Source organism: Ruegeria sp. HKCCD7255 (assembly GCF_013031565.1).
Taxonomy (GTDB): Bacteria; Pseudomonadota; Alphaproteobacteria; order Rhodobacterales; family Rhodobacteraceae; genus Ruegeria.
In genome coordinates this window covers 119,136-131,268 of the sequence record NZ_WQAG01000001.1, presented here as the reverse complement: position 1 = coordinate 131,268, position 12,133 = coordinate 119,136, and the positions used below count along the sequence as shown (strand labels likewise).

General features: G+C 58.3%; 13 protein-coding genes. All 13 read right to left on the bottom strand.

All coding sequences use genetic code 11. From position 1 onward, the window contains the following. Nucleotides 1-7: 7 nt before the first annotated feature. Nucleotides 8-1,450: an NADH-quinone oxidoreductase subunit NuoN gene (gene nuoN, locus GOX45_RS00645; RefSeq protein ID WP_171096977.1), complete on the bottom strand. Its 1,443-nt coding sequence runs from the start codon at nt 1,448-1,450 to the stop codon at nt 8-10. Between the two features lie 15 nt (nt 1,451-1,465). After that, nucleotides 1,466-3,010 (bottom strand): NADH-quinone oxidoreductase subunit M, encoded by a 1,545-nt coding sequence (locus GOX45_RS00640; protein ID WP_171096975.1) that lies wholly within the window; start codon nt 3,008-3,010, stop codon nt 1,466-1,468. Continuing rightward, the gene (nuoL, locus tag GOX45_RS00635) at nt 3,010-5,184 is read right to left on the bottom strand and encodes an NADH-quinone oxidoreductase subunit L (RefSeq protein ID WP_171096973.1); all 2,175 of its coding nucleotides are present in this window, start codon (nt 5,182-5,184) and stop codon (nt 3,010-3,012) included. Before nuoL ends, GOX45_RS00640 begins: the two co-directional genes overlap by 1 nt. 7 nt (nt 5,185-5,191) lie before the next feature. After that, entirely contained in the window at nt 5,192-5,497 is a 306-nt protein-coding gene (gene nuoK, locus GOX45_RS00630) for an NADH-quinone oxidoreductase subunit NuoK (RefSeq protein ID WP_171096971.1), read from the bottom strand. Beyond that, entirely contained in the window at nt 5,494-6,039 is a 546-nt protein-coding gene (locus GOX45_RS00625; protein WP_171096969.1) for a hypothetical protein, read from the bottom strand. The genes nuoK and GOX45_RS00625 overlap by 4 nt, the downstream gene beginning before the upstream one ends. Before the next feature lie 8 nt (nt 6,040-6,047). After that, entirely contained in the window at nt 6,048-6,650 is a 603-nt protein-coding gene (locus tag GOX45_RS00620) for an NADH-quinone oxidoreductase subunit J (protein ID WP_171096968.1), read from the bottom strand. Beyond that, a complete protein-coding gene (locus GOX45_RS00615) occupies nt 6,647-7,057 on the bottom strand; it encodes a carboxymuconolactone decarboxylase family protein (RefSeq protein ID WP_171096966.1) in 411 nt (136 codons plus the stop codon). The genes GOX45_RS00620 and GOX45_RS00615 overlap by 4 nt, the downstream gene beginning before the upstream one ends. After that, nucleotides 7,054-7,548: an NADH-quinone oxidoreductase subunit NuoI gene (nuoI, locus tag GOX45_RS00610; RefSeq protein WP_170570317.1), complete on the bottom strand. Its 495-nt coding sequence runs from the start codon at nt 7,546-7,548 to the stop codon at nt 7,054-7,056. Before nuoI ends, GOX45_RS00615 begins: the two co-directional genes overlap by 4 nt. Before the next feature lies 1 nt (nt 7,549). After that, nucleotides 7,550-8,587 carry an NADH-quinone oxidoreductase subunit NuoH gene (nuoH, locus tag GOX45_RS00605; RefSeq protein ID WP_171096964.1) on the bottom strand — a complete coding sequence of 346 codons (1,038 nt, stop codon included), beginning with the start codon at nt 8,585-8,587 and terminating at the stop codon, nt 7,550-7,552. Nucleotides 8,588-8,791: 204 nt separating this feature from the next. Continuing rightward, nucleotides 8,792-10,813 carry an NADH-quinone oxidoreductase subunit NuoG gene (gene nuoG / locus GOX45_RS00600; protein ID WP_171096962.1) on the bottom strand — a complete coding sequence of 674 codons (2,022 nt, stop codon included), beginning with the start codon at nt 10,811-10,813 and terminating at the stop codon, nt 8,792-8,794. A 5-nt stretch (nt 10,814-10,818) separates the two neighbouring features. Then, nucleotides 10,819-11,325: a DUF5333 domain-containing protein gene (locus GOX45_RS00595; protein ID WP_371808930.1), complete on the bottom strand. Its 507-nt coding sequence runs from the start codon at nt 11,323-11,325 to the stop codon at nt 10,819-10,821. Beyond that, entirely contained in the window at nt 11,322-11,654 is a 333-nt protein-coding gene (locus GOX45_RS00590; protein ID WP_371808929.1) for a hypothetical protein, read from the bottom strand. Before GOX45_RS00590 ends, GOX45_RS00595 begins: the two co-directional genes overlap by 4 nt. 59 nt (nt 11,655-11,713) lie before the next feature. Next, nucleotides 11,714-12,130 (bottom strand): MAPEG family protein, encoded by a 417-nt coding sequence (locus GOX45_RS00585; protein WP_171096960.1) that lies wholly within the window; start codon nt 12,128-12,130, stop codon nt 11,714-11,716. Between the last annotated feature and the right edge of the window lie 3 nt (nt 12,131-12,133).

The window sequence follows — 12,133 nt, the reverse complement described above, 5'->3', positions numbered from 1 at the left end:
TCCTGGGTCAGTTGACAAGCGTTGCCGCCGCTGCTGCCGCCGCGCCTTCGACGCCGAACTGATAGAACACGCCGATCAGCATCAACGCTGCCGAGCCCATCAGAGCGCCCCACAGAACCGGGGTCGAGCGGGTTTCGATCGGATCTTCGTTTTCATCCCCGAAATACATGTAGAACACGATCCGCAGGTAATAGAACGCACCGATCACAGAGGCGATGGCCGACACGATGACCAATCCGGTCAGGCCTGCGCTGACACCGGCTTGCCACACGCCGAACTTAGCGAAGAAGCCCAACATCGGAGGCACGCCGGCAAGGCTGAACATCAGGATCAGCACAGCCAGCGCCTTGCCCGGATCACGTTTGGAAAACTGCCGCAGCGCGTCGATATCAGTGACAGGTTTGCCATCGCGTTCCATCATCAGAATGAAGGCGAAGGTTCCGATATTCATCGTCACATAGATCGCCAGATACATCAGCATCGCCTTGATGCCCATCTCGGTCCCTGCGGCCAAACCAATTAGCGCATAACCCATATGAGCAATCGACGAAAATGCCATCAGCCGCTTGATGTCCCGCTGCCCAATCGCTGCAATCGCACCCAGCAGCATCGACAGAACCGACAACAGCACAATCACCTGCTGCCAGTCTTTCACGATACCCCCAAAGGCGTCATGCAACAGCCGCGCAAACAGCGCCATGGCCGCCACTTTGGGCGCGGTCGCAAAGAACGCGGTGATGGGCGTTGGTGAGCCTTCGTACACGTCGGGCGTCCACATGTGGAACGGAACCGCCGAGACCTTGAAGGCCAGACCCGAGATCAGGAAGATCAGACCAAACAACAGGCCAAGAGACACGTCCCCTGCCTGCACCGTCGCGATGATACCCGAGAACAGCGTGGTGCCTGTAAAGCCATAGACCAGCGACGCACCATAGAGCAGCAGGCCCGAGCTGAGCGCGCCCAGCACAAAATACTTCAACCCCGCCTCGGTCGATTTGGCACTGTCACGCCGCAGCGCGGCCACGACATAAAGCGCCAGCGACTGCAGTTCGAGCCCCATATAGAGCGACATCAGATCGCCTGCGCTGACCATCATCATCATGCCAACCGCGGCCAGGGCGACCAGCAAAGGGTATTCGAAACGCAACAGATCCCGGCGCGCCATATACTCCTGGCTCATCAGCAATACAGCCGCTGCGGACAGCAGAATGGCGACCTTGGCAAAGCGGGCAAAGCCGTCATCGACAAACATTCCGTTGAAGGCCACATTCGTTCCTTCACCATTGGTCGCGATCCAAAAGGACAGCGCAGCCATCAGTCCGGCGGTGACCCAGACCAGAGCCGGGGCCAGCTTGTCTTTGGTGGTGTAAACAGCCCCGATCAGCGCGGCCATCGCATACACGGCCAGAATGATCTCTGGCAGGATTACGGTCAGATCAGCCTGGATCATGTCTCCAAAGCCTCCTTAATGCGATGCGGCGGTCTGGGTCGCGGCCTCTGCCGCAGTCAGAGCCGTGTCATAGTTCGAAATCAGGGCTGCCGTGGAATTGCCAATCACATCCGTGACCAGCGACGGGTAAACCCCCAGCAGGATCGTCATCACGATCAAAGGCGCAAAGATCAACCGCTCACGCGCGCTCATGTCGGTGATGGACTTGAGGCTTTCCTTGATCAGGTCACCAAAGACGACCCGGCGATAAAGCCACAGAGCATAGCCCGCCGAAAAGATCACCCCGGTCGCGGCCACCGCTGTCACCCAGGTGTTCACCTGGAACGCGCCCATAAGGGTCAGGAATTCGCCGATGAAGCCGGACGTGCCCGGAAGGCCGACATTTGCCATCGTGAACAGCATGAAGACCAGCGCGTAGGCAGGCATCCGAATAACCAGGCCGCCATAGGCGTCGATGTCACGCGTGTGCATCCGGTCATAGATGACGCCCACACACAGGAAGAGTGCTGCCGAGATGAACCCGTGGCTGATCATCTGGAAGATCGCGCCGTCAATGCCCTGCTGGTTCGCTGCAAAAATGCCCATGGTGACAAAGCCCATATGCGCGACCGAGGAATATGCGATCAGCTTTTTCATATCCTCCTGCACCAATGCGACCAGCGAGGTGTAGACCACCGCGATGGCCGACATCCACAGCACCAGATCAGTCATCACCGAAGAGCCCACAGGGAACATCGGCAGGCTGAACCGCAAGAAGCCATAGCCGCCCATTTTCAGCAGAATCGCCGCAAGCACAACCGAGCCCGCTGTGGGGGCTTGCACGTGCGCATCCGGCAGCCAGGTGTGAACCGGCCACATTGGCATTTTCACCGCGAAGGACGCGAAGAAAGCCAGGAACATCAGGGTCTGCATGCCGCCCACGATATAGACGCCCAGAACGCTGAACCCATCAGACGAGAACTGATGGCTCATCAGCGCCTCGATATCCGTGGTGCCCGCATCGGCATACATCGCAACCATCGCCACCAGCATGAGAACGGAACCGAGGAAGGTATAGAGGAAGAACTTGAAGCTGGCATAGATCCGGTTCGCCCCACCCCAGATACCGATGATCAGGAACATCGGGATCAGGCCAGCCTCGAAGAACAGATAGAACAGCACCAGATCCAGCGCCATGAACACGCCCAGCATCAGCGTTTCCAGCAACAGGAAGGCGATCATGTATTCCTTGACACGGTCGGTAACCTGCCAGCTGGCCAGAATGGTAAGCGGCATGATGAAGGTGGTCAGCAGCACAAACAGGATGCTGATACCGTCCACACCCATCTTGTATTTCAGCCCCAAAAGCCACTCGGCCTCTTCCACCATCTGAAACCCGGTGTTGGACGGGTCAAAGCCGGTATAAATGCCAATCGACACAAAAAAGGTCACGGTGGTGGCAAGCAACGCGATCCACTTCGCGTTTCGCTGGGCCGCCGCGTCGTTCCCATGCAGGAACAGCGCCATCAGACCTGCCGCAATCGCAGGAATGAAAGTGACCATGGAGAGGATATTATCCATTAGTTCGCGCCCCCGCCGATAGACATCCAGGTGATCAGGGCCGCGATGCCCAAGACCATCCAGAAGGCGTAAGTAAAGATGTAGCCGGTCTGCGCCTTGCCTGCGAGGCGGGTGAAGAAGGGCACAACACCCATCGCAATCCCGTTGAGGAAGCCGTCGATCGTGTTGCCATCCCCGCGCTTCCAGAAGAACCGCCCGATCGCGACAGTGGGTTTGACAAAGATCGCGTCATAGATCTCGTCAAAATACCACTTGTTCAGCAGGAACAGATAAAGCGGTCGCTGGTTCGCCGCCAAACGTGCGGGTAGAGAGGTATTCACGATATAGAACCAATAGGCGACGACAAAGCCCAGCAGCATGGCCACAAAAGGTGAGACCTTGACCCATTTCGGAACCGCGTGCGCATCATCCAGCACGGTATTGTCCGGCGCCATATAGAGCGCGCCTTCCCCCGGTTCTCCGGCAAACACATAATGATGGTCGCCATGGGCGTCTTTCTCACCATGACCTTCTGCGCCATGTCCCTCATCGGCATGACTGTCATCTGCGTGGGCGTCATCACCGTGATGGGCGTCTGCGGTTCCATCTTCCTCATGCGCGGCATGCGTATCAGCGGAGTGGCCCTCACCATGCTCTGACGCTTCCGCCACCGGGATGCCGTAGAACTTGCCGACCTTGTCGGTGTGACCGAAGAAATTGTTGTACCAGATCATCCCGGCAAACACCGCACCCAGAGACAAAACGCCCAGCGGGATCAGCATGACCTTTGGGCTTTCATGCGCGTGATCATGCGTGTGCTTGTCACCGCGCGGCTCACCATAGAAGGTCAGGAAGATCAAACGCCAGCTGTAGAACGAGGTGAACACCGCCGCTATCACCAGCATCCAGAAGGCATAGCCGGTGCCACCGGCAAAGGCGCTTTCGATAATGGCGTCTTTCGACAGGAAGCCTGCAAATCCAAAGGTGGTTAGCGGGATCCCAACACCGGTGATGGCCAGCGTGCCGATCATCATCGCCCAGAACGTATAGGGGATCTTTTTGCGCAGCCCGCCATACTCGGTCATCTCCTGCTCGTGATGCATCGCGTGGATCACAGAACCGGCGCCAAGGAACAGCAAGGCCTTGAAGAACGCGTGCGTCAGCAGGTGGAACATCGCCGCCGAATACATCCCAACGCCAGCCGCCACGAACATATAGCCCAGCTGAGAGCAAGTAGAATAGGCGATGACGCGTTTGATGTCGGTTTGTACCAGACCTACGGTCGCGGCAAAGAAGGCAGTCGAGGCCCCAAGGAAGGTGATGAACCCGGTCGCGCCCGGCGCGAACTCCATCAGAGGCGACATGCGGCAGACCAGGAAAACACCTGCCGTCACCATGGTCGCGGCGTGGATCAGGGCCGACACAGGCGTCGGGCCCTCCATCGCGTCCGGCAGCCAGGTGTGCAGGATCAGCTGCGCCGACTTGCCCATCGCACCGATGAACAGCAGCACGCAGATCACCTCAACCGCGTTCCATTCCCCCCAGAGGAAATGCAACAGCGTCTCCGACAGGGTCGAGGCCGACGCAAAGATATCCGAGAAGTTGATGCTGTCGGTCAGCAGGAAGATCGCGAAGATCCCCAGCGCAAAGCCAAAGTCCCCCACCCGGTTGACGATGAACGCTTTCATCGCCGCCGCATTGGCACTGGGTTTGCGATAATAGAACCCGATCAGCAGGTAGGATGCGACGCCCACGCCTTCCCAGCCAAAGAACATCTGCACCAGATTATCCGCCGTCACCAGCATCAGCATAGCGAAGGTGAAGAAGGACAGATAGGCAAAGAAACGCGGCTTATAGCTCTCACCCTCGCGCCATTGCGGGTCGTGATCCATGTAGCCAAAGGAATAAAGGTGCACGAGCGCCGAGACGGTCGTCACCACGATCAGCATGATCGCGGTCAACCGGTCCAGACGAATGGCCCAGCTTGTCGAGAGCGAGCCGCTCTCGATCCAGCGCAGGATCTCGATCTGTTGCGTCTGGCCGTCAAAGCCAAGGAACACGATCCACGACAGCAGACAGGCCAGAAACAACAGGCCCGTGGCCGTCCACATGGCGGCTTTCTCGCCAATGAACTTCCAGCCAAACCCGCAGATCAGCGCGCCCACCAGCGGGGCGAAGAGGATGGTGGTTTCCATAGTGCTCTTAGCCCTTCATCATATTGACGTCTTCAACCGCGATGGTACCGCGGTTGCGGAAGAAGCAGACCAGTATGGCCAGACCAATCGCCGCCTCGGCCGCCGCAACGGTCAACACAAACAGCGTAAACACCTGCCCGACCAGATCGCCCAGGAAGCTGGAAAACGCCACAAGGTTGATATTCACCGCCAGCAGCATCAGCTCGATGCTCATCAGCAGGATGATGACGTTCTTGCGGTTCAGGAAGAGACCGAAGATGCCGATGACGAACAACGTCGTCGCGACCGTAAGATAGTGTTCAAGTCCGATCATTTTTGTTTGCCCCATGTCGGCATTTCATCGCGCATCCGAGATGGTTTCTTGTCACCAACCATTTCCGGATAGAACGCAGCGCATCCACAAGTCTCTTCGTTGCTTCTTTCAAAATCAGCGGAGATTTCGCTTTCTTTCGCAAGATCATGCAACTTTTGTATAGTTGCCTCTTCCATTGAGACCGCTCTGGAAAGGAACTCTTCTTGCGCGTTAGTGCGATCAGGAACGACACGCAACTCGTCTTGATCGGGAATAGCAAGAACTTCAGGATGCCCGCCCCAGAGCACTTTATTAAAGGTCACGTCCAGGTTCTGACCAGTTTCGCAATCACTCGCAGTCCAAACGCTAAACATACCAACGCCCGTAGTGCCAGTACTCAATGCGCCAACCACTCCATTACCCAAGTCAGTGGGTCTAAAGTCTGTAAAGTGCCAGTCTTCGAAAACGCATATTTCGGCGCGCGCGTTTTTGTCGATAGGCTCTTCAGCCGCCCGTAGCTCCTGACCGCTGGCAATAATCGTGATCGGAATGCCGATTGCCATCACAAATCTCACAACCCCTGCCCCGGTTTCACGTCCTTCAGCTCCATCGCCTTGGCCGGGTCGCGCATCATCTGGCCGACGATGTCCTGGCGCTTGATGTCCTGACGGTGGCGCAGGGTCAGAACGATGGCGCCGATCATGGCGACCAGCAGGATCAGGCCCGCCAGTTGGAACAGAAGGAAATATTGATCGTAAAGGATGACGCCCAGCGCCTCGGTGTTGTGGCGGTCCACCGGAACCGGCTGGGCCAGATTGGCCTCAACCCCTTGGGCGCTGTCCCAGGCTCCGAAGGCCATGACAAACTGCATCAGGATGACCAGGCCGATCAGCAGGGCCAATGGCATATAGCGCGCCATCTCGGCCTTGAGCTCGGCAAAATCCACGTCCAGCATCATCACAACGAACAGGAACAGAACCGCGACCGCGCCGACATAGACGATGATCAGCAGCATCGCCACGAACTCGGCCCCCAGCAGCACAAACAGCCCCGCCGAGGACAGGAAGGCCAGGATCAGCCACAGCACCGAGTGCACCGGCTGACGGCTGATCACCGTGAACAGCCCGCCGGTAATGGCGCTGATGGCAAACAGATAGAAGGCAAAGACGGTCATTGATCCTCATCCTCGTTATCGCCCAGAACCTCTTGCGCCAGATCCAGCGCGCGGGTCATGGCCGGGATGCCGGCAAAGACCGACATCTGACCGATCGTTTCCACGATCTCTTGTTTCTTGGCCCCTGCCTCGAGCGCGTGGCGGACAGTCTGGCGCACGGCGGTGTCGGCCTGCGCACCCTGACAGGTCAGCCCGGCCAGCGTCAGCAGCAAGCGGGTCTTGGCATCCAGACCGTCGGGGTTGACGGTGTTGCCGAACATCATCTCCATGACCTCTTTGGGCATGGTCGGCCACAGCGCCTCGAACCCTTTGGGCGAGAAGCTCTCCATCGCCGGGTTCATCGCCTTGGCCATATCCTGCGCCTGACGCATCATCAGCTCGAACGGGTTTAAGGGCGCGTCAGTCATCTGTAGGGCGCGTCCAGTTCCAGGTTGCGAGCGATCTCGGCTTCCCAGCGCTCGCCGTTATCCAGCAGCTTTTCCTTGTCGTAGAACAGCTCTTCCCGGGTTTCCGTCGCGAATTCGAAATTCGGGCCTTCGACGATAGCATCGACCGGGCACGCCTCTTGGCAGAAGCCGCAATAGATGCATTTGGTCATGTCGATGTCATAACGCGTGGTGCGGCGCGAGCCGTCCTCGCGTGGCTCGGCGTCGATGGTGATAGCCTGCGCAGGGCAAATCGCCTCACAGAGTTTGCAGGCGATGCAGCGCTCTTCACCATTCGGATAACGGCGCAGGGCATGTTCTCCGCGGAACCGAGGGCTCAGCGGGCCCTTTTCATGCGGATAGTTCACGGTGGCCTTGGGGGCAAAGAAATACTTCAGCCCCAGTTTCATGCCGACCCAGAAATCTTGCAGCAGGAAATACTTGGCAGCGCGGGTGTAGTCGATTTGTGTCATATCAGCCTCCTACGCTCCAACGGGCAAACGAGCCCCAGAACCAGTCGAACCTTGCCGCGAAGGCTACAAACACCACCCAGGCCAGCGAGAAGGGCAGGAAGACTTTCCAGCCCAACCGCATCAGCTGGTCATAGCGGTAGCGGGGCGTGATCGCCTTGACCATCGCGAAAAGGAAGAAGAAGAACGCCATCTTGGCGACCATCCACAGCACACCGTCGGGCAGGCCCGGGATCGGCGACAGCCAGCCGCCGAAGAACAGCAGCGTGGTGAGGGCACACATCAGGAAGATGGCAATGTATTCGCCAGCCATGAACAGCAGGAATGGTGTGGCCGAATATTCGACCTGGTATCCGGCCACCAGTTCCGATTCCGCTTCGGGCAGGTCGAACGGAGGCCGGTTGGTTTCAGCCAGCGCCGAGATGAAGAACAGGAAGACCATCGGGAAATGCGGCAGCCAGTACCAGCTGAAGAACCCGAACCGGCCATCTTGCGCCTCGACAATCGCGCCGAAATTCATCGAGCCGGTCGAGATGATGACGCCGATGATGATCAGACCGATGGAGACTTCATAGGAAATCATCTGCGCCGCCGAGCGCAACGAACCCAGGAAAGGGTACTTTGAGTTCGACGCCCAACCGCCCATAATCACGCCATAAACCTCTAGTGAGGAGATGGCGAAGACATAGAGGATCGCGACGTTGATGTCCGACAGCACCCAGCCATCGTTCAGCGGGATCACCGCCCAGGCGACCATGGCCAGCACAAACGAGGTGAGCGGCGCGAGGATGAACACGGTACGGTCAGCACCCGCCGGGATCACCACCTCTTTGACCACATATTTCAGCGCATCAGCCACGGTTTGCAGCAGGCCATAGGCACCTACCACGTTCGGACCCCGGCGCATCTGTACGGCGGCCCAGATCTTGCGGTCACCATAGACAAGGAACAACAGCGAAATCATCACAAAGGCCACAACCGCAAGCACTTGCGCCAGGATGATGAGGGCTATTCCGCCCGGGGTGTTAAAGAATTCAGCCATTGGTCCTCACACCGTGGGTATTCCGTTTTCCGCGCGCGATGCAAAGGCCATGTGCCTGCGCATATTGCGGCTGGGTCGGCGCGTTGGTGTAAACAGCATCTGTTCCCCGTGCGCTACCCTTTTTCTTTGGTTTCACGCGCAAATTTTGCGCGACATCGGGCCCGAAACCCGCCGCGCTCAGATGCGATATGAAACCGCTTTGTATCATTCTGCCGCGATCTTTTGAGATTTCAGCGCTTGCGCCTGTGCCGATAGCTCGGCCATCAGTTGCGAGGCCCGCGCGATCGGGTTGGTCAGATAGAAATCCTTGATGGCATAGCGGAAGCTGGCATCGCCGAATGTTCCGGTCTCAGGCGCTTGAACTTCGTTTTCGATAACCTCATCGATACGGGCCAGATGCGGCACGGCCTCGATCAGCGCGTTGCGCAGTTGGGCCAGAGAATCATAGGGCAGTGTCGCGCCCAGCTCGGCGGACAAAGCCCGCAGGATGGCCCAGTTTTCCTTTGCCTCGCCCGGTGCAAACCCGGCGCGCATGGCCAGTTGCGGACGGCCTTCGGTGTTTACGAACAACCCGTTTTCCTCGGTATAGGCCGCACCCGGCAGGATCACATCTGCGCGATGCGCGCCCCGGTCGCCATGGCTGCCCTGATAGATGACAAAAGCGCCCTCACCGATCTCGACCTCATCCGCGCCGAGGTTATAGATCACATCCGCCGCGCTCACGGCGTCCATACCCTCTGCGTTGGTGGCATCCACATCCATGGCGCCAACACGACCAGCGGCAGTGTGCAGGACGATCAGACCGCTTTCCGTAGTGGCAGCAATGGTTTGCGCCGCGGCAAGAACCGCCGCCCCGTCGGCCTCTTGCAATGCGCCTTGGCCGATGATCACCAGCGACGGCTTGCCCTTGATCTCGTCATCACCGCCCATATCGACAACCTGTTGCAGCGCAGCGCGGTCGTCACCCATATGGTGATAGGCGTAGGTCAGATCGACGGCGGGACCCACCAAGGCCACTTCAGCCCCATGCGCCCACGCCTTTCGGATCCGCGCGTTCAGCACCGGAGCCTCTTCGCGCGGGTTGGTTCCGATCAGCAGAATACGCTCGGCGCTGTCGATGTCCTCAATCGCTGCGGTCCCGGCATAGGCCGCACGGTTGCCCGCAGGCAGTTTGGCCCCATCGGTGCGGCACTCGACAACACCGCCCTGCCCCTCGATCATCTGTTTAAGCGCAAAAGCAGCCTCGACCGGGGCCAGATCGCCGACGATACCTGCCGGCTTTTCGGCCCCTTTCAGCGCCTCGGCGGCTTTGCCCAAGGCCTCAGCCCACGACGCCGGGCGCAGCTTGCCGTTTTCGCGCACATATGGCTTGTCCAACCGCTGACGGCGCAGGCCATCCCAGACAAAGCGGGTCTTGTCGCTGATCCACTCTTCGTTCACACCATCATGGTTGCGCGGCAGAAAGCGCATCACCTCGCGCCCTTTGGTATCGACCCGGATGTTCGAGCCCAATGCATCCATCACATCGATGCTCTCGGTCTTGGTCAGCTCCCACGGGCGAGCGGTAAAGGCATAGGGCTTCGAGGTCAGCGCACCCACCGGGCACAAATCAATGATGTTGCCTTGCAGGTTCGATTGCAGCGTCTGGTCAAGATACGAGGTGATCTCGGCATCTTCACCGCGCCCGGTCTGACCCATTTGGGTGATCCCTGCGACTTCGGTGGTGAAACGCACACAGCGGGTGCAACTGATGCAGCGGGTCATCGCGGTACCCACCAGTGGCCCCAGATCCAGATCATCCACCGCGCGCTTGGCTTCTTTGAAGCGCGACCCCGAGACGCCATAGGCCATCGCCTGATCTTGTAGATCGCACTCACCGCCCTGGTCGCAAATCGGACAATCCAGCGGATGGTTGATCAGTAGGAACTCCATCACCCCTTCTCGGGCCTTCTTGACCATAGGAGAGTTCGTCTTGACCACCGGCGGCTGCCCTTCGGGCCCCGGTCGCAAATCACGGACTTGCATCGCACAGGACGCCGCAGGTTTCGGCGGGCCACCCACGACCTCAACCAGACACATCCGGCAGTTGCCGGCGATCGAAAGACGTTCATGATAGCAGAAACGCGGCACTTCGATCCCGGCCTCTTCGCAGGCCTGGATCAAGGTCATCGCACCATCGACTTCGATTTCCTGCCCATCGATATTGATCTTGCGGAGGTCAGACATGGCTTTCACTTCGCCTTCAAATACACGCCTATGGCGCTGTTTCTTTGGATTTCCTTCTGCCCCAAGGCGCAGAATGAATTCGGTTTTTCATAGGTAACGCCGTTATCGGCAAGATAGGCTTCGCCCTTGGCGCGCATCCGATCCTTTTCGGCATCCGATTCAACATAGGACCGGATCTCGCTGTCCGAGTACCCAAGCTGGTTGGCTTTCGAGCGCAAACTCCACAACACACTGATTGCTTTCAAACGGCGACCACTGATTGTGGGACAGTACTCAGAAATCTCGTTTGCGACCGCGATATAGTACAGCTCGTCGTCTATTTCCGACACGTCGCGCAGGGGTGGTTTCGCCTCAGCTGCGGCAGGAACGACCATCGCTGCCGACAAGGCAACTATTTTCAATACAGACATGACATATCCCTTCGTCTTGGAACCTCCAAGACGGGGCTGCTCGGCACTGCTATGCAATAGCAGCGGCTGGCCAGAGGTCGGATATGTCAATGAAACGCTCATGGTCGTTGGCAACGCCCCACGAAGGTCAGTTTGTCGTTTTCGACCTGAAGCTGCTCAGTGTCCGGCCCGACGCTCCAGTCGATGCGCGATGATCCGAAGTTGCGAATGCAGAACCGGATTCCTTCGTGTCTGCCCGCCTCTCGCGCACCATCAAAAGATTTCGAAACACCATTGACCGTTACGCTGAACGCTGCGGGCTGAGTCCGTTTGGCTGTTTGTTTAGCGCTGGCACGAAAGACATGACCATCAAAAGCAACGCGTTCGGCTGATGATTTGATCGTGTTGCCGCATCCGGCAATCATTGAAACAGCAACAAGCGCGGCAATCACACCCGCACGTCCAAACCGGCTGTGACCGTCGAAACAGTTATGACGTTCCGATCGCACCATCAGAACGCCGCCACCAGCGACATGATGCCAATCACGAACATACACGCCCAGCCCAATACATAAAGAACTGAGCGCAAGCCGCTGTTCGGACTGCCAATTCCGCGAATATGCACGATCAACATCACCAGCCGCGCGACCAGCGCGACCGAGGCCAGCAGGTTCACCCAAAACGGGCTTGCCGCCAACAGGATCGCCGCAAAGGTGACCGCAGCAAAGGCCGGAAGCGTTTCGGTTCCGTTCAGATAGGCCCGGTTCAACCGATAGGCTTTGTCTGAATAATCCTGTTCGGGTGTGGCCCCCGGAGCCAGACCTTTGCTTTGCTTGGCCAGCGCCGTGAAGGGCGCCATGAACAAAACGATCAGGGTGAAGATCACCACCGAGGCAATCGCGTGTCCGTATTCTGCAAAGACATCCATCGT

What these genes read in the sequence shown, in the direction of transcription:
- nuoK (WP_171096971.1), bottom strand. Translation starts at nt 5,497, where the DNA reads ATGATCGGACTTGAACACTATCTTACGGTCGCGACGACGTTGTTCGTC.
- nuoN (WP_171096977.1), bottom strand. Translation starts at nt 1,450, where the DNA reads ATGATCCAGGCTGATCTGACCGTAATCCTGCCAGAGATCATTCTGGCC.
- nuoH (WP_171096964.1), bottom strand. Translation starts at nt 8,587, where the DNA reads ATGGCTGAATTCTTTAACACCCCGGGCGGAATAGCCCTCATCATCCTG.
- GOX45_RS00620 (WP_171096968.1), bottom strand. Translation starts at nt 6,650, where the DNA reads ATGACCGTCTTTGCCTTCTATCTGTTTGCCATCAGCGCCATTACCGGC.
- nuoI (WP_170570317.1), bottom strand. Translation starts at nt 7,548, where the DNA reads ATGACACAAATCGACTACACCCGCGCTGCCAAGTATTTCCTGCTGCAA.
- nuoG (WP_171096962.1), bottom strand. Translation starts at nt 10,813, where the DNA reads ATGTCTGACCTCCGCAAGATCAATATCGATGGGCAGGAAATCGAAGTC.
- GOX45_RS00585 (WP_171096960.1), bottom strand. Translation starts at nt 12,130, where the DNA reads ATGGATGTCTTTGCAGAATACGGACACGCGATTGCCTCGGTGGTGATC.
- GOX45_RS00640 (WP_171096975.1), bottom strand. Translation starts at nt 3,010, where the DNA reads ATGGATAATATCCTCTCCATGGTCACTTTCATTCCTGCGATTGCGGCA.
- GOX45_RS00615 (WP_171096966.1), bottom strand. Translation starts at nt 7,057, where the DNA reads ATGACTGACGCGCCCTTAAACCCGTTCGAGCTGATGATGCGTCAGGCG.
- GOX45_RS00625 (WP_171096969.1), bottom strand. Translation starts at nt 6,039, where the DNA reads ATGGCAATCGGCATTCCGATCACGATTATTGCCAGCGGTCAGGAGCTA.
- nuoL (WP_171096973.1), bottom strand. Translation starts at nt 5,184, where the DNA reads ATGGAAACCACCATCCTCTTCGCCCCGCTGGTGGGCGCGCTGATCTGC.
- GOX45_RS00595 (WP_371808930.1), bottom strand. Translation starts at nt 11,325, where the DNA reads ATGAGCGTTTCATTGACATATCCGACCTCTGGCCAGCCGCTGCTATTG.